This is a genomic window from Streptomyces sp. NPDC017448, assembly GCF_044330565.1.
Classification (GTDB): Bacteria; Actinomycetota; Actinomycetes; order Streptomycetales; family Streptomycetaceae; genus Streptomyces.
Genome location: NZ_JBIRLM010000002.1, coordinates 328,522 through 345,486 on the forward strand (window position 1 = coordinate 328,522; position 16,965 = coordinate 345,486).

At 68.5% G+C, this 16,965-nt stretch carries 11 protein-coding genes; 7 read left to right on the forward strand and 4 right to left on the reverse strand.

Annotated elements, in window-relative coordinates; translation table 11 throughout:
* Positions 1-7: 7 nt before the first annotated feature.
* Genes ACH4K1_RS06155 through ACH4K1_RS06165 form a run of 3 tightly spaced genes read right to left on the reverse strand, consistent with a single transcriptional unit; the run spans position 8 to position 6,286 of the window.
* Positions 8-3,571 (reverse strand): hypothetical protein, encoded by a 3,564-nt coding sequence (locus ACH4K1_RS06155; protein WP_398087104.1) that lies wholly within the window; start codon positions 3,569-3,571, stop codon positions 8-10.
* Positions 3,564-4,817: a hypothetical protein gene (locus ACH4K1_RS06160; RefSeq protein ID WP_398087106.1), complete on the reverse strand. Its 1,254-nt coding sequence runs from the start codon at positions 4,815-4,817 to the stop codon at positions 3,564-3,566. The genes ACH4K1_RS06155 and ACH4K1_RS06160 overlap by 8 nt, the downstream gene beginning before the upstream one ends.
* Positions 4,712-6,286 carry a PD-(D/E)XK nuclease family protein gene (locus ACH4K1_RS06165; protein WP_398087107.1) on the reverse strand — a complete coding sequence of 525 codons (1,575 nt, stop codon included), beginning with the start codon at positions 6,284-6,286 and terminating at the stop codon, positions 4,712-4,714. Before ACH4K1_RS06165 ends, ACH4K1_RS06160 begins: the two co-directional genes overlap by 106 nt.
* 91 nt (positions 6,287-6,377) lie before the next feature.
* Here ACH4K1_RS06165 and ACH4K1_RS06170 point away from each other — a divergent pair, with 91 nt between their 5' ends.
* Positions 6,378-7,292 carry a serine/threonine protein kinase gene (locus ACH4K1_RS06170; RefSeq protein ID WP_398087109.1) on the forward strand — a complete coding sequence of 305 codons (915 nt, stop codon included), beginning with the start codon at positions 6,378-6,380 and terminating at the stop codon, positions 7,290-7,292.
* Between the two features lie 24 nt (positions 7,293-7,316).
* Here ACH4K1_RS06170 and ACH4K1_RS06175 read toward each other — a convergent pair whose 3' ends face one another.
* Positions 7,317-10,067 (reverse strand): tetratricopeptide repeat protein, encoded by a 2,751-nt coding sequence (locus ACH4K1_RS06175; RefSeq protein ID WP_398087111.1) that lies wholly within the window; start codon positions 10,065-10,067, stop codon positions 7,317-7,319.
* A 650-nt stretch (positions 10,068-10,717) separates the two neighbouring features.
* Between ACH4K1_RS06175 and ACH4K1_RS06180 the strand changes: the two genes are divergently transcribed.
* The 6 genes from ACH4K1_RS06180 (at position 10,718) to ACH4K1_RS06205 (ending at position 16,876) form a co-directional block, all read left to right on the forward strand.
* The gene (locus tag ACH4K1_RS06180) at positions 10,718-11,497 is read left to right on the forward strand and encodes a hypothetical protein (RefSeq protein ID WP_398087113.1); all 780 of its coding nucleotides are present in this window, start codon (positions 10,718-10,720) and stop codon (positions 11,495-11,497) included.
* A complete protein-coding gene (locus tag ACH4K1_RS06185) occupies positions 11,494-11,793 on the forward strand; it encodes a helix-turn-helix domain-containing protein (protein WP_398087115.1) in 300 nt (99 codons plus the stop codon). The genes ACH4K1_RS06180 and ACH4K1_RS06185 overlap by 4 nt, the downstream gene beginning before the upstream one ends.
* Before the next feature lie 349 nt (positions 11,794-12,142).
* Entirely contained in the window at positions 12,143-12,595 is a 453-nt protein-coding gene (locus ACH4K1_RS06190; RefSeq protein WP_398087116.1) for a RidA family protein, read from the forward strand.
* 184 nt (positions 12,596-12,779) lie between these two features.
* Positions 12,780-14,309 carry a helix-turn-helix domain-containing protein gene (locus ACH4K1_RS06195; protein WP_398087118.1) on the forward strand — a complete coding sequence of 510 codons (1,530 nt, stop codon included), beginning with the start codon at positions 12,780-12,782 and terminating at the stop codon, positions 14,307-14,309.
* Positions 14,310-14,870: 561 nt separating this feature from the next.
* A complete protein-coding gene (locus tag ACH4K1_RS06200; RefSeq protein ID WP_398087120.1) occupies positions 14,871-15,002 on the forward strand; it encodes a hypothetical protein in 132 nt (43 codons plus the stop codon).
* Between the two features lie 437 nt (positions 15,003-15,439).
* On the forward strand, positions 15,440-16,876 hold the full coding sequence (locus tag ACH4K1_RS06205) for a PIN-like domain-containing protein (RefSeq protein ID WP_398087122.1): 1,437 nt from the start codon (positions 15,440-15,442) through the stop codon (positions 16,874-16,876).
* Positions 16,877-16,965 lie beyond the last annotated feature (89 nt).

Consider the following 16,965-nt stretch of genomic DNA (forward strand, 5'->3'; position numbering starts at 1 on the left):
CTGCCTCCTAGTGAGAGGTGAGGTGCGGAGCTTGAGAGCCCGCGGGCCGGGGGGCGGTGAGCAGACGGGTGAGCATGCGCCGCAGCGGCTCGTACAACGCGCGGGCGATGAACTGCTCCTCGGCCGACTTCGCGTCAGCCTCGAAGTAGGGATCCAGCACATTGAGGATGCTGTGCAGGAGGCTGGATTCGGGAGTGTCGGGCCGCTCCGGCGTCGCCGCGCGGTTCGGGGCGAAGGCCGCGTCGACGAACACCACCCGGGCCGGTACGCCGCCGCGCACCAGCCGCCCGATCACCTGCCACATCAGGACCAGCATGTCCCAGGTGACCGGTGCCCGTTCATCATCGTCGAGGCGGCTCCAGGCCATCGACCGTGCGAGTACTTGGTACCAGCGCGAGCGGGCCAGGCGGCGGACCTCGTCGGCGCCCTCCTCGATGCTGCGGGCCCCTCGCACCCAGGAGCTGAAGGTGCTCGTGGTGGTGGCGCGGACCATCCAGTCGTTGACGGCGTGGACGGCCAGGGACAGGTCTTCGGGGTGCGGGTTGGGCCGGGCCAGGAAGTAGACGGTGCCGATGGCGGCCTCGGCGTCGTCGTTGAGGATGTTGTGGCCCCGCTCGACCGCCAGCAGGGGCGCCACGAGAATCTCCGCCTCGATCTCGTTGAGGTGCTCGACGTCGCCCCGGCGCAGGGAGCGGGCGCGGTTGACCGAGGGTGCCTCGTCCTCGGGGTCGATCTCCTCGTCGTCCGACACCAGGCAGAAGACCTTGTCGCGCCAGCGCTTGTTGAGGTTGTGCAAGGTGTCCGCGACCAGGCGTGCTTCGACGTAGCTGCCGACCAGCAGCAGGATGCGCCCCCTCTTCGAGGGCAGGGCCATCAGCTCACGCTCCAACGGACCTCCTTCGGGAAGGTCGTGTTCTCCCTCGCCCAAGTAGCGTGCGATACGGCGCAGCTTTTCGGGGCGGTCCTCGGGGGTACTGCCGGAGATCCGCAGCTTCTCGTCACCGTCATCGATGAACTCGAACCGCATGTCGCTCTCGGCGGCGATGCGTTCGGTCACCTCACGCGGCGGCTCGATGATCACACCGACCGGGACGCAGATGTGGTAGCGACTGGACTCGCCGGCCCAGCTACTGCCGGACATCAGGAGCAGATGCGCACCGGGACGACCGTCCACGGAGGCCAGATGAGGCAAGGCGCGCAGCAGTTCACGGCCCACGCCGCTGCACCTGAAGAAGGTCAGCTCCCCGCTGCGGACTCCGCCGTCGTCCTTGCCGGGGACCCTGAACTGGAACCCCAGCACATTACCCATGGGCGCCTCGGGCACCATCGGCCCGTAGTCGAGCGGCCGACGGTACATCTGGTTGTAGCCCAGGTCGAGAGCTGCCTCGACCCTCGGCCACATGGCATTGATCATGGCGAGTCGGGGTTCGAGGGCGCTCAGCAGCAGAGTGAACTCGAAGCGGACGGCGAGTTCCTTGTGCCAGTCCTCCGGGCTCTTCGGCGGCTCGGTCCTTCTGGGTTCGCGGCCCTTGCGCGCGGCCTTTCTCCGTAACTCTTCCTTCCGCTCCCACTCGGCGAGTGCTGCCTCGTGGTCTTGCCGGCGGGCGGACATGTACGCCGCGTCCAACTGGAAGACCTCGTCCATCACCTTGACCAGAGCGCGTCGGGTGTTCTCCGGATTGCCCGTGTGGAGAAGCTCGTTGAGCAGGACTGTCAGGACACCGAAGTCCTCGTCCGTCCTACGGGCCCGGTCACCGAAGGGGTTGTCGCGGAACGCGTCGAGGCGCTTGCCCAGGGCCTCCCGGGGGGCGTGGTTCTCGTCCTCCGGGCCGCTGCCGTCCGCCAACGGATAGCGTTCGTCGAGCAGGCCCAGTTGCAGGGTCCAGGCGCTGAAGTACCCCGTCCGGACCCAGCAGCGCAGGTCGTAGTCGGTGACGAGCATCGCGTACAGCCGGTCCGTCGCGGCCGTGGCGGTGTTGAGCGCGGCGGAAAAGGTCTGTACGTCCCCCTCGGACAGCTGTGTGCGCCCGCTCGCCGCGAGTTCCCTGATCTTGTGCCGGGTCAGTTCGTCGATGAGGCCCTTGTCCTCGTCACTGGCGAGCACCGCCGCGGGCGCGAAGACCTGGTCGAGCTGCATCTGCACGCGGTCGGCCTCGTCCACGATCAGCAGGTCGCTGCGCCGACAGGCGAGTTCGAGGTAGCGGATGCGCTCGCCGTTCTGCGGGCGGGGTGGCGAGGCGTCGATCAGACCGGCCGGCGTGGCGACCCAGATGTGCGCGTCGACCAGAGTGCGTGCCCCGTGGTGGCGGGGGCAGACAGACCAGTACGGGCAGGTGGTCAGCCGTTTCTGCCAGGGATATTTCCCGTTCCCGTTCCCGCGTCTCGGGTCGGACGGCGGGCGCAGCCGGGAGCAAGGGGCCTCGCCGAAGGCGAGCGGCTCGGCGGGCGGGGCGGCGTCCTGTCGGTGGACGTTCAGGGTGCAGGAGGTGCCGAGGTAGGCGAAGGCGGGGTCGTCGTGGGCGAGCAGTCGGTGTTCGCCCCGCCCGGCCAGTCGGCGATGCAGTCGCTGGGCGTGCCGCTCCCGGCCGGAGGATCCCAGAACAGGGGCGGCGACACCCTCGGTGTAGAGGTTGTACGTCTCGACCAGCTTGAGTACCTCGGCGACGTCGGAGACCACGACGGTGGTGCGCTTGCCGAGCTTCGCGAGGTGGACGGCGATGATGTCGCGCAGCGTGCTCTTGCCCGCGCCCACGATGCCGAGGAGGTGCTGGATGCTGTCGATGGTGAAGGTGAAATCGTGGTCCTTGCGGAAAGCGCTCTGCGCCCCGCCGGTGGCGTCGGCCGGCTCTTTGACGGACATCTCGAAGTCTCCGAGCCGTGCCAGCCACCGCGGTGGCCTCCCCGACGTCGTGCCGGCGCGGACGGCTCGGGCGTGTACGGCGTCCATCTCCGCCGCGGTGCGCTCCAGGTCCTTCCTGGTGAAGACCAATGGTTCACCGCCGCCGGCCGGAATCATGTCGAGGTCGTGGGCGACGACAGGGGTGCTGGGCAGCATCGGCAGATGCACCTCCGCCAGGGAGCGGCTCACGGTGAAGGCGTGCGGCCCCGGACCTGCGACCGGCAGTCGCTTGCCCGCAAGCGGGGGTGCCGTCCGCAGCAGCCCGTCATACACCTGAAAGCGGTCGCTCGCGACGGAGATCTCGCGGCGAGCGGCCGGAGCCTCGGTGTCGGGCACGTCGTAGCCACGCGTCCGCGCGTCGAACTGCTGATAACGGTCGAGCGCCTCGCGCCATGTCCGGCCTCTGCGCAGGGTCCACAGCGAGTACCGGGCGACCCGCAGCGTCCGTTCCGCGTCCGGTGGCAGCGGTGCTCCGTACGCCTGCGCGAACCCGTATCCGCTGAAGAGCACCCACGCGCTGCCCGCCGGGGAGCCCGGCATCAGCTCCTGCTGGAGATACAGGCCGAGTTCCACCTGGCAGAACGCTTCCAGCGCGGGCTTGCGGAAGGATGGCCCCAGAAACGACTGAAGGCCGCTGAGCACGTCGTTCAAGGGCGGGGTGAGGCTACGCATCGGCCCGGCCCTCTCCTCGGATACCCGGTACGAGGCCGGTGGGCGTGGTCAGCACCATCCGCTCGCGGAGCGAAGCGGGCAGGGCGGACAGGAAGCGGGCTCGGTATCCCTCGCGGTCGGCGAGCCGCTGGGGCACGACGACGAACGTCCGGTCCGCGGACGGTGGCGAGTGGGCGATGCCGGCGGCGAGCAGGCCGGGCTCCAGACGATCGCGGATCCGTACTTCCATGGTTTCGCCGCCGGTCTCCCGCAATCGGTAGGTGCCCAGCTCTCCCGCTACGGAGGACCAACCGATCCCGGCCGCTTCGAGCATGCTCAGGGCCTCTTCCCCGACGGCGTGCGGCAGGGCGAGGAACACGCGCAGCGAGCGCGGCTGTACCAGGGCGAGCTTCGGTTTCCTGATCAGTTCGAGACCACCGTCGCGCGGGCATTCCTCTCCCTCGCACCACGCCTCCTCAGCGGCCATGGGGCTGCCGGGAAGGGGAACGGTGCGATCGTGCGTGAGGGCCGGGAGCCCGCATGTCGGACAGCGCAGGGCGACGTCTTCGACGTACAGAAACTCGGGCACGGGCCGGTAGAACTCCTTGACTTTGGCCCACGCGTCGTTGTTCCAGCCCGCCTTGTTCCTGCGGACGGCGAAGCGGTCCTCCTGGTGGACGACGGGGTTGCGCGCCAGGAACCGGCGGCACCGCAGGAACCGCTCGTCCGAACCACACCGTGCCAGGAGTCCGTCCAGGAGGGCGCGTACCTCGGCGTCCACTCCTGCGGCGTGGCGGTGGGAAGCCACTTCCAGGCAGGTCCGCGTGGGCATCACGCCGACGGGATGTACCAGTCTCGCGTCGGGAGCGACGAAGGAGGCCGGGACCCCGAAGAGGGGATCGGATGCCGTAAGACTCCTGCACCACTCCCACATCTCGGGCAGGCTTCTCGGCGGTCTGCGCCCGATGTCGAGGCAGCGGGCCACGGTGCGGTCGAACGCACGTTGCGCGAAGCCCGGGTAAGGCAGGGTGAAGGATCGCAGGCCCTGAATGTCGGCCAACGCCGCTACCGTCAGCGCGAGTTCGCAGAAGAGATCGGTTCCCGCTTCTTGCGTCTCACGGGCCTCGGGCGGGTCGCCGCGGTACGCGGCCTTCGGCGTGCTCACGCGGCGGCTCCGGCGGCGGGCGACTGATGGCACCAGCGCGCTACTTCGCACCGGTCGCAGGAACGCCCCGGGGAGGGAGCGTAGTCGTCGTCCCCGTGCCACGCGGTCACCATCGTCCGCACCACCTGCTCCGCCGTGTCCCGGTGGGCGGGGGCGAAAGGGTCGATGATCTCGAGGTCGGCCCCGCCGGGGCGCAGCACCTCCAACTCGACCCGTGCCCGGTCGGGGCTGCCCCCCAGGTCGCCCCGCGCCACCAGCAGGACCGCCAGCGCCAGTTGGGGGTAGTACTCCAGGAGCGAACGGTTCGGACGGCGTTCGCTCGCCGAGGTCTTGGTCTCTCGCCACACCCACGAGTCCGCGTCACGGTAGAGCAGATCGGGTTCCGCCAGCACCACGACGTCGGCGGCGGTGTCGTGCCGGACGACACGGGGCTCGGTCCTCACATCCGATCCGTCCCGGACGCACCGAAGCGGGCAGACAGCCGCGTGCCTGCGCAACAGCAGTTCGCCCAGTGCACGTTCGTGGTCGGGCAGGTCGAAGCCGTCCGGCACCCACCGCTCCGGAATCTGCGCCGTGCACGGGCGGGGAACGCGGCGGCCGTGGCGGTCGGCCAGGTAGGCGTGCACCGCCCGGCCCCGCTCTGCCGTCGCCTCCCGCTCGACGGCGTCCGCCGTCGGCAGCCGCAGTCGGCGCATGTGGTCACGGGCCGGGCAGGCGCGGTAGTTGCGCCCGTTCGTCACCGACCACGTGCGGCGCGGACGGCCCGTCGACTCCGTCCCCAGCAGTCCGGGTGTCGAGCGCAGGGCCGGGCAGACACTCACGTAGGAGCAGTCGACGCACGACGAACCAGGCCGGTACTCCTGGCCGTTGAGGATCTCGGCCAGGGCGCCCGGCCCGTGCGCACGGTAGCGGGCGAGCGCCTCGGTCCGGCTTCCGGCGAAGAGCTCCCGCGTACGACCGTCGAGAAGTGCGAACTCGACGATCCGTACGTGCTCCGGCGGCGGCCCCGGAGCGCCCTCGGCCAGCACCAGGGCCGTGGCGGCGACGAAACCCTCGGGCGGTGCGTCCGCGCCGATCCGGTGAACGGGCAGGCGGAGTTCACGGTGCTTCCCGTCCGAGGAGGCCAGGCAGCGGCCCCAGACGGTGAACCGGAACTCCTCCGCGCGCCCGGCCTCCGGACCGGAAGGCCGGTACCGGTAGAGCCACCGTTCGGCCACCTCGGTCAGTGGCCGCGACGGATCGGCCGGGAAGGCGGCGTCGTACATGGCCAGGCCGTGGTCCGTCCAGATCCGGAGCCCGTCGTGGAGCGGTGCGGTACGCGATCGGCCCGGGCCGGCCGGCGACGTGCCCGACCTGTTGCGGGCGTCGCAGGCGGCCATGAAGGGGCCGAGGGTGAAGTGCTCCAGTCGCTCGCGGCGGCGGGCCTCAGGGGCGACGGGGCGGTAGCCGCGCGCCTTGAGCGCGTCGGCGGCCGGGCAGCGGAATCCGCTCTTCTTGAACATGCCCGCGGAGACCGTGATGCACGGGGTGGTTCGGCGGACCCCGTCAGGGGGAAGCCAGGGTTGCGACATTTCCTGATCCTTTTCTACCGTCACAGCCATTCACCTTTCTCGAACAATTTTTCCGGCCGGGCTCTCCCGGCGGGAAGGAACGGAGACATTCATGGGCCATCTCGAAGAGATCGAGGAAATCGGCAACATCGAGAAGCACTATGAGGTAGTGGGGATGATGGGCGATGGGGGGCAGGGTGACCTCTACCTCGCGCATGGACTTCGGACCGGAAGGAGGGTCGCGGTGAAGACCCAGAAGGCGCGGACCGTAGGAACCAGCAGTGCTCACCAAAGCGCCGGCAGGCACCTCCTGGAGGAGGGCAGACGCATGTTGAAACTGACCGGCATCGACGGGATTCCCGAGATCTTCGCGTCCGGGAGGTACCGGAACCGCAGGTGCCTGGTGATGGAGTACATCGATGGCCCGCAGCTCCGGGACTCCTGGGCGAAGGCGAAACCGGTCAGGGACCCGGAAACGGTGGCGTCGGTGATCGGCCAGCTCTGCGAAACCCTGGAGAAAGTGCACGACCGGAAGCTGGTGCACGGTGACCTCAAGCCGGAGAACGTGATCGTGGAGCCGGACGGACGCCTTCGCCTCATCGACATGGGGCACGCGGTGAAGGAAAGAGAAGAAACAAGATGGGATCACGGCACCTTCGGATATTCCGCGCCGGAACAGTGGGACAGCAGCCCGCACGGCCTGACCCGCCGGGCCGACATCTTCTCCCTGGGCTGCATCCTGCTGGAGATGACCGTGATGTCCCTCCCCTACGGCGGAATGGAGGAACGTGTCACCCGGCACCACCCCGTACTCCCGGCCGACCGACTCGACGCGGTCCCCGTGGAATTCCGCGACCTCGCGCTTCACATGGTCCGGTGGGAGGCCGCGGAACGCCCCGCCGACGTGCGCGAGGTCTTCGAACGGATCCGACGCCACCTCCCGAAGGCGGGCTCGCGTCGGCGCCCGTCGAAGCGCCTGGAGCCCGACCCGACGGAGTACTACCGCGCCCGTCCGTCCCGGCCGTGACACCGCACCGTCCGCCGACAGGCGTCATCTCAGGCTCTCCAGCAACGCCCGGACCTCCCCGGCCTCCGCGCCGTCCATCCGCTCCCGCAGCACGAGAACGCGCTCCAACTGCTCGACCGCGGCCCCGGTTTCCCCCGCGGAGACCAGGACGTCCGCGAAGAGCCGCCGCACCTTGGCCTCGTCGGGCCAGTCCTCCTGCTCGCGGAAGATGTCGCACGCCTGTCGGTACAGCAGGACCGCTTCGTCCCGTTCGGAGCGGGCCAGATGCACTTTGGCCAGGGTGAACAGCACATCGGCCCGGCCGCTGCGATCCGCTGTCCGCTCGATGGCCACGAGGGCGTCCGCGCACCAGTGGAGCGCCTCGTCGTGCTCACCCCGGTCGTAGTGCATGGCCCCGATGCCATTCAGGGCCGCCGCTTCTCCCGCTGGGTCGGGGATCTCCCGGTACAGCTCCAAAGCCCGTCTGAGGTGTTCCTCCGCTTCCACCGCCTCGCCCTGCTTGCGCAGCGTGACGCCGAGCGCGTAGCAGGATCGGGCCAGACTGAGACGACTCTCCTCGCTGTCGTCCGTCTCGCTGAGGCGAACGGCCCGCCGCAGATACCCTGCGGCCGAGGCGAATTCCATGAGCCGCCACTGGGTTCCCGCCAGCAGGCGGTACACATGAGCGCACTCGACCGGCGATGCCCGGGTCTCCGCCACCGCGACCGCGGTTCGCAGGAACTTCAGCGCGTCGGCGAGCTTGGAGCGGCGCCACTGGTAGGGCACCAGGATCACCGGCAGCAGCCACATGTACCGCTCGATGTTCTGGCTGACGGCCAGTTCGAAGCAGTGCCGGACCGTCTCGTACTCCTTGTCAAGCGCCTCCGCGGCCTCCTCCGGGTCGGCCGGCTCGGGCAGAACCGTCACCCCGCCCGGTTCACCGATGGGCAGCACGCGTCGGCGGTCCAGCACGCGGCCGCACACCCGAACGTTCTGCAACTGGTGCTCCAACACCTGCCGCACGGTGGCCGCCTTCAGCTCTTCCGCGTCCTCCGGAGTCACGACGTCCAGGTGGTAGCGGGCGAAGACGCGCACCAGGTCGTGCAGGCGGTAGCGGTCCAAGCGAAACTCCACCAGGTTCGCCGCCACGAGCTGCCCCAGGGCGCGGTCCGTATCCATCTCCCCGTCCACGCCGCCGAGGTCCATGACCGCGTCCCAGGAGATGCTGGGGCCGGGATGGACGGCCAACTGCCATAGCAGAAACCTGGCTTCGTCTCCGAGAGCACGCGCGGAAACACCCAACGCCACGCGGATCGACCTCTCGTGCTCGGGCACGTGGAGGACCTCCAGCCTGGCTCCTTCCTCTTTCATCTGGGCCAGCAGATGCGGGAGGGCGCGCAGCGGACGGTTCTTGAGCCATCGCTCCACGACGACGAGCGCCAGTGGCAGATTCCCGCAGAGCCGAGCCACTTCGGTGAAGACAGGAGCGTGCTTGGCCCGGTCCTTCTCGGGCACGTTCGCCCAGAGCACTTCAAGAGCCTCTTCGTCCGGCAACAGCTCCACCTTGTGTCGATGCACCCCTTCCTGTGACCGCAACGCACCGAGATCGTCCCGGCTGGTGATGATCACGGCGTTGGCGCCCGCTCGCGGGAGCAACGGAAGCACCTGCTGGGCGTCGGCCGCGTCATCGAGGACCAGAAGCACTGAGAGACGAGCCAGGGCCGAACGCAGGACCCCGATCTTGTGCTGGAGCCCCGTCATCTCCGTCGAGTACGGCGGCACGGCCGCCAGGAGGCCGTCCAGCACGTGCTCGGGCTCGGCGGGCGGGATCCCGGTGTCGCTGAATCCGTTCAACTCCCTGTAGAGGTTGCCGTCCGGGAAGCACTCCCGCAGTCGCTGAGCGAGGGCACGGGCCAACAGCGTCTTCCCCACACCCGCCATGCCGGTGATCAGGACCACCGGCACCCGGCCGGCGTCGCGGTCGGTACGGACGGCGTCGACGAGGGCACGAAGCTCCGGCTCCCGCCCGACGATCTCGCGTTCGGAGGGCGGCAGTTCGTCGGGGGCGGGCGGCCGCAGCGTCCTGCCTTCCCAGGGCTCTCCGCTGCGTAGCCTGTCGATGATGTCCTGGAGTTCTCCGTCCGGCCTGCCGTACCGGCCGGTCCAGTCGTCGAGGAGGCTCTCGCGCTTCTCGTCGGTCATGTCCCGGCCGAAGGCGATCAAGTAGTATCCGCGCACCCTGGGGTTGGCCGGCAACCACGCGTACCACTTCTCCGCTTCCTCCCGGAGCCACTTCTCCTCGTCGGTTCGCCACGCGGCGTCCAGCAGGTCGCACACGGCGGCAACGCGTTCATCACGCATCCGCTGCCGGATCTTCTCGAAGCCCTTCTGACGCAGTCCCCGTAAGGGCTCGTCGTCCTTCCACTCCTCCAAGGCCAGACGGAGTTGCTCGTACTTCTCCAGAGGTGACCGGAGGGCGGCCGCCCGCTGCCGTCCCGCCAGGAAACGGAGATAGTCGACGCTCTCGGCCGGCACGAGGAGCTTGCAGCGACCCGACTTGCCCGCATGGGGCAGGAGCGCTTTCCCCAGGCGCTTGCGCAGATCCGCGACGGCTCGGTCCAGCTTGTCACCGACGTCCTTCCCTTCCCAGAGGACTTCGGCGATCTCCCTTCTGCTGCAGCTGCAGTCCGGCGACGTGACCAGCATCGCGAACAGGGCGGCCACCTTCGATGCCCCGAAGACAACCTCCTCGTCCGCCACTTCGACGCCGATCGAGCCCAGTACCCGCGCGTCCATCCCTCACCCCTTCCGCGCATGACAGCGGGGCCCGCCCCCGGTGACCTTGCGACACCCCTTGATCAGTGCGCAGCAGCGACCCGCTTCATACGCGTGCGCTCCTTCACGCCCCCCAACTACTCAGTTATCACTCAGTTTTCGCTCCGCGGAGGTCCTGGCCGGCCGGGCACGATGGCATCAGCCGCTCGCCGAACCGGTCGAGACGGCACCGTTCCCGATCAGGAAGGATCTTCCGCACATGAACAACCGCCAGCGCAGTCGCAGGCTGAGCCGTCTCAGGACGTCTCCCGGCTTCCCGCCGGATCGCCGCCGGAGGACGGCCACCCCGGCCGAGGGGACAACTCCCGCCACCCCGCGGAGCGAGTCACCGGACCCCTCGGCGCCCGAAACGGCCTGACGTTCAACACCTGGAGGGCGCCCGTCTGCGGGCGGGCGCCCCTTATCCGCTCAGAACAAGCGACACCCTTTTCCGAGCGGTAGGCCCGCAGCCACCCAACGTCACAGACGTCTGTAGAAAAGTGAGACGCCTGAGGCCACTTCCCGTTTTGTCCGGTTCTCACGGATGCTCGCAGCAGCGCACCGACACCGCGACAGCTCGCCTCTCTCCATCCGGCGCCCGAGGCCCTCACTGGGTCAAGGAGGGATATTTCATGATTGATTCCCACGGAACAAGTGCATTCGCCTCAGTGAGGCGGCACTTCGATCACCCTCGGATCAAGGACACCATCGCGTTGACCATCACCATGAACGCGGAAGGGGACGCAGCGACGGCGGAGCCTGTCCGGCTGACCGTCCCCGCCGCTCAGGAAGCCCTCTACGGACCGGACAGCAACCCGCGGCTCTCCGCCGCGATCTGGGAGGCGGCGCTCGCGGCCGCACAGGCCGATGCCACCCCCCACGGAACCGCGAAGCTGCTGGCCATCCGACTCGCGCTGCCGATGCTGAGCGGGACGGTTCATCGCATCTGCGGGCGTCTGCGCGCAGACAGGTCGGACGTGGAGGCCGAGATGATCCTGGCCCTTCTGGGCGGACTGGCGGCGTCGGAGCCGGCAACACCTCTCCGCATCACACCGCTGATCAAGGCGGCGCGCACCAGGGCGTGGCGCTTCGCGCGTGAGGGGCTGCGGGAGATTCCCTCCACGCAGGTGGAGCATGTCTCCCAGGACCGCGCCCTCGCCCCTGCCGGGACGGTGGAATCCGGCTCGTCGCCAGAGATTCTGGACGTACAGGTCGACCGCCCGGACGGCCCGGAGGGGCTGCGGGCACCGCTTCGCTTTCGCGTACGCTCCGAGCACCTGCGGGAGGAAGCTCTCACCGTCACATCCGGCGGGAGGGCGGACCGCCCACCGGCCTTCCGCCCGCGAAGGCGACGGCGTTCTCGGCATCGCGTCGGAACCCTGCCCATCCGCCCGTCTGCGGGGCGGCCGTGACGCCCGGGCCCGGAGGCCGACTGGGCTTCACCGAACTGTTCGACCTGCCGGTCGCGATCGATCTGCGCACGGCCGCCCGCGCGCTCGGGATCTGCACCGAAACCGCGTACCGGCTGAACCAGAGGGGCGTCTTCCCTTGCCCGGTACTGCGCGTCGGCGGCAGGTACCGGGTGTCGACCAGCGAGTTGATGCGCACCCTGGGGATCGATGAGCACCCTGTGTATGCCGTAGACCTCGGGCCGGACGAGGAACCGGGCGAAGTGCCGGGGAAGCGTTCCGGGAGCAGTGCTCCCTAGGCCTCCTGCCGCTCTGCCGTGCGTCCCCGGGACACCGGACCCGAGGCCGCACGGCAGGTGCGGTGGCCGCGACGACACACCCCCGCAGGGGGAGGTCCGCGCGTCGGTGATCCGACGTGACGGTTTCGTGCCACTGAGCGCGGCCATCGGGGCCGTACTGCCGAACTCGCGCGGGGCGCTGGCGTCGGTCAGGCTGCCGACCCAGGGGGCCGGCCGGGAGAAATGGGGAAGCGGGACGCGAAGCGCACTGAAAGGATGGCGCACTCCAGGGCCAGCCGACACGACGCGCGGTACGTCCGACCAGGCCGCCCGGCCCGGCACGCACCCCAGCACCAGGAGACGCACCACCGTGACCCGCACCAGCGCCGTTTCGCTGATCCGTTCCCGCTCTCTCTCCGACGTGGCCGAATACGCCTATGCGGCCACCGCCCCCGCAGAATCCCGGCTGATCTTCCTCGCCGGTTCGTGTCCGCTCGACGAGCACGGCAACACCGTGGCTGTAGGGGACTTCGCGGGCCAGGCGGCGAAGGCCGTGGAGAACCTCCGGACCGCGCTGGCCGACGCGGGCGCTTCGATCGAGGACGTCATCAGCACACGGGTCCTCGTGGCGTCGGCCCGACAGGAGGATCTCGTGGCCGCGTGGGGGGTGGTCCGGGACTCGTTCGGCGAGCACGACGTGCCGAGCACCCTGATGGGCGTCACCGTGCTCGGCTACGCGGACCAGCTCGTCGAGATCGAAGCCGTGGCCGCCGTTCTCGACGCACCGACGTCCGGTGGTCCGGCCTACGACCCGTCGGCGTGATGGCGAGGGGGGAGCCCCCGTACCCCTGTACCCCTGTACCCCGTACGGACGCGCGGACCGCGCCCTTCGCCCCCGCGCGGGCGACGATGGGGAGACCCGGCGCATACGGGGCCGGTACACCCCCGTCACTCGAATGGCACACCCCCACAGCAGGCTCATCTCATATCTGAGATAGTCTGCCGTTATGTCAGACGACTACCTCGTACGCATCGGCAAGCTCATCCGTGACGCCCGTCAGCATCGGGGCTGGACACAGACGCAGCTCGCCGAAGCGCTCGGTACCAGCCAGAGCGCCGTCAACCGCATCGAGCGCGGCAACCAGAACATCAGCCTTGAGATGATCGCCCGCATCGGCGAAGCCCTCGACAGCGAGATCGTGTCGCTCGGTTACGCCGGGCCCATGCATCTGCGGGTCGTCGGCGGCCGCCGGCTTTCCGGGGCCATCGACGTGAAGACCAGCAAGAACGCCTGCGTCGCGCTGCTGTGCGCCTCCCTCCTCAACAAGGGGCGTACGGTGCTGCGCCGGGTGGCCCGGATCGAGGAGGTGTTCCGCCTCCTGGAGGTGCTGAACTCCATCGGCGTGCGCACCCGCTGGGTCAACGACGGCGTGGACCTGGAGATCGTGCCGCCCGCGCAGCTGGACCTGGCGGCGATCGACGCGGACGCCGCGCGCCGTACCCGCTCGATCATCATGTTCCTGGGCCCGCTGCTGCACCGCACCGAGCAGTTCGCCCTCCCGTACGCGGGCGGCTGCGACCTCGGTACGCGCACGATCGAGCCCCACATGATCGCGCTGCGCCGGTTCGGCCTGGAGATCGCCGCCACGGAAGGGCTGTACCACGCCCAGGTCGACCGCTCCGTCACGCCGGACCGGCCCATCGTGCTGACCGAGCGCGGCGACACGGTGACCGAGAACGCCCTGCTGGCCGCCGCCCGCCACGACGGGACGACCGTCATCCGCAACGCCTCGTCCAACTACATGGTCCAGGACCTGTGCTTCTTCCTCGAGGCGCTGGGCGTACGGGTCGACGGGGTCGGCACGACGACGCTCACCGTGCACGGAGTGCCGCAGATCGATGTGGACGTGGACTACTCCCCCTCCGAGGACCCGGTCGAGGCGATGAGCCTGCTGGCCGCCGCGGTGGTGACCGAGTCCGAACTCACCATCCGCCGGGTGCCGGTCGAGTTCCTGGAGATCGAGCTCGCGGTGCTGGAGGAGATGGGCCTCGACTGCGACCGCACCCCCGAGTACGCGGCCGACAACGGGCGCACCCGGCTGGTGGACCTGACGGTACGGCCCTCCAAGCTGGAGGCCCCGATCGACAAGATCCACCCGATGCCGTTCCCCGGCCTCAACATCGACAACGTCCCGTTCTTCGCGGCCATCGCCGCCGCCGCGCACGGCCAGACGCTGATCCACGACTGGGTCTACGACAACCGCGCCATCTACCTGACCGACCTGAACCGCCTCGGCGGTCGCCTCCAACTCCTCGACCCCCACCGGGTCCTGGTGGAGGGCCCGACCCGCTGGCGCGCCGCCGAGATGATGTGCCCGCCCGCCCTGCGGCCCGCCGTGGTGGTGCTGCTGGCGATGATGGCGGCGGAAGGCACCTCCGTACTCCGCAACGTCTATGTGATCAACCGCGGTTACGAGGAACTGGCCGAGCGTCTCAACTCGGTGGGCGCGCAGATCGAGATCTTCCGGGACATCTGACCGGCGGGGTGTTGTGCCCCTTGGGGGCAAGGGGCACAACGCCTCAATCTGCCAGCCGACCTGCGGATACCTACCTTCACGGCCTTTCACTGATCTCTGTCATTTTTCAGTGCCTTGTGCAATGCATGTGCAAGATGATCTTGAATGACTGACGGCGTGCCAGGAAAGACTGAGTAACCGTCAGTCCTTATGGAGGGTTACCGCCGAAGTGACCTCGCAACATCCGATGTCGGTCGCGTCGCGCCGACCGCGTCTGGGCGACGAGGCGAACCGCCATCCGCTCGACGGCTCCGGCCTCGCGACGCAGCCTGGGGTAGACCGCGCACCCAAGTCCTCCGGCTGATCACTTCGCCACGCAGGAGAGGACCCACACCACGCGGGCGCGTCCTCTGTCGTAGACGGGCGCCGTGTCACGGGCTGAGCCTGCGCCCACCTCGTCGGAGCACCCGCCGCGACGTCCGGGCTGGCGGGGTGTCGGGCCGCCCTGCGATGAGCAGCGTGACAAGTCTCCGCGCCCCAGGCTGCGGCAGTGAACACACATCGACACAATGGATAGGAGAGTTGGGACCTCGACAGAGCTGCGGACGCACCGGATCAGGCTTCGACAACGCTGCCGCGGAAAGCTTCTGGGCACTGCTCAAGGAGGAGATCGGCATCCGCACCTGGCCCGACCGGGCCACCGCCCGCGCCTAGGTCTTTTCTTTCATCGAGACCTTCTACAACCGCCGCCGCCTGCACAAGACATTCGGCTACCTCACACCGGCCGAGACCAGGAAGCGGCATCAGCTCGCCCTCGCGGCATAACGATCACGCGTCCGAGATCACGGGGAAACTTTCACCGGGCCAGACACCTACTCCTGCGCCAGCTCATCCTGCTCAACTGACCATCAGTCACGCCGATCAACACCTACGAGAATCTTGGAAGACCCGTTCGCTACACAAACCCGTCCAGGACTCAGTCACGCGGGCAGGCTACTGACGCGCGGCCTCCACAGCCGTGATCACGGCCCGTGAAGGAGACCTGCCGAGCTGCCCGCCTGGCTCGCGCGCGCCTATCCCATCGCCGCCAGCCTGAGTCTCATGACAGCATGGTCCTCCGAAAAGGCGGTGGCGATCTCCAAGGAGAGCAAGTGGATCCGAGTGAACCCCCGTTGATCCAGCGCTTCAGGTCCTGGCTCGAGCCAGCGCCGTCGGCCGAGGACACTGCTCGAGAACTGTTCTTCACCGACGGGCTGGTCGTTCTCGACACGAACATCCTGCTCAGCTTGTACGAGTACACCGAGTCGGCTCGCGAGGACGTGTTCACGGCTCTGGAGGCTGTTTCGGATCGGCTCTGGATGCCGCATCAGGTGGGTCTGGAGTTCGTACGCGGGCGGCGAAGCACTTTGGAGTCCCGCAAGGCCGCCCTTACTGGCGCGGCCAAGGACGTCAACCGGCACCTGACGCAAGCGGTGGCATCGGTCATTGCAGCCCGCAACGTGGTGATCAGCCAGCTGGCGAAGTACGGAGCGGCGCTAGACGTCGGCGAGGAGCTGGCCCTGCTGATCAGCGATTCATCGGTGAGCAACCTGCTGCAGGAAAACCGCGCCCTGTTGAAGAAGCACCTCGACGGGCTCAAGTCGCAGCACGGGCTGCCGACGAATCTTGCCGAGGCTAATGACCCTGTCCTCCTCCGGGTCGCTCACATGTACGGCGATCGCATTGGCGCTCAGCCGGACGACTCCGTGCTTAGGGCGCGGATCGAGGAGGCCGTTGGCTTCCGCTTCCCCAACGAGATCCCCCCGGGCTACCGGGACTTCGGCAAGGACACCCCCGTGAAGGCCGCGGGTGATTTCCTCCTTTGGGAGGAGGTAGTCGAGCACGCGAAAAGCCTTCCGTCCGGATCCCGCATCCTCTTCGTCTCCAACGACACGAAGGAGGACTGGTACGAGACCAGGAAGGGCTCCGGGGGTGCTCAACGACCCTGGCCGAGGCTCTTCGAAGAAGTGCGCACCCGGGCTGGTGCGGAACTCCGTATAGAGACTCCCTCCCTCTTCTACGCCGGTATCAAGCAGTTCCTGCACACGGATCTGGACGCGACCACGTACGAAGAGATCGAGCGGGTCTCTTCAGCACAGGATCTTCCCGTAGACGAGGAAGGCGAGACCGGCCTCGTCACCGTGCACAGCGCGGCCCACTTGGCGCCTCCCCGAGGCCTCGCTACCGAAGCGTCCCAGTCCATCGGACTCGCCACGATGGGGACACGGACCGCTCTGGAGTCGGCGGCGCCGTCGTTCCGCATCTTCCAGTGGTGGATCATCAGTGTCACGGCGCAGTTGGGGCGGCGGGATGCTCAAGCGGCCGAGTACAAGATCGATATTGCTGCCGCAGTACGAGGGGACAAGCCCCCGCGCGGTTCGTGGGAACCTGCGACGGTGTTCAGGCCAGGAGAATGGGTTCACCGGGATTCCTGCTGGATCGCCTCCTGGTTCATTCGGCTGCTGAACGAACTGCCGAAGTCCGACCACGCAGTGCTTCGAAGCCTTGCCGCGCAGCAGGCCGAGGCGAACCGATTGGCCTCTGAGTAGACCAGCACTACTGCCGCAGGGTCTCCGCAACGGCTCTGCGCACATCACGACTAGCCACCCGCGCTCTGCTGCCGAGCAGTGCGCTGAAG

Bases quoted from the DNA above. Each gene is read 5' to 3' on its own strand.
- ACH4K1_RS06170 (WP_398087109.1), top strand. From the start codon at position 6,378: ATGGGCCATCTCGAAGAGATCGAGGAAATCGGCAACATCGAGAAGCAC.
- ACH4K1_RS06180 (WP_398087113.1), top strand. From the start codon at position 10,718: ATGATTGATTCCCACGGAACAAGTGCATTCGCCTCAGTGAGGCGGCAC.
- ACH4K1_RS06195 (WP_398087118.1), top strand. From the start codon at position 12,780: ATGTCAGACGACTACCTCGTACGCATCGGCAAGCTCATCCGTGACGCC.
- ACH4K1_RS06175 (WP_398087111.1), bottom strand. From the start codon at position 10,067: ATGGACGCGCGGGTACTGGGCTCGATCGGCGTCGAAGTGGCGGACGAG.
- ACH4K1_RS06155 (WP_398087104.1), bottom strand. From the start codon at position 3,571: ATGCGTAGCCTCACCCCGCCCTTGAACGACGTGCTCAGCGGCCTTCAG.
- ACH4K1_RS06165 (WP_398087107.1), bottom strand. From the start codon at position 6,286: ATGTCGCAACCCTGGCTTCCCCCTGACGGGGTCCGCCGAACCACCCCG.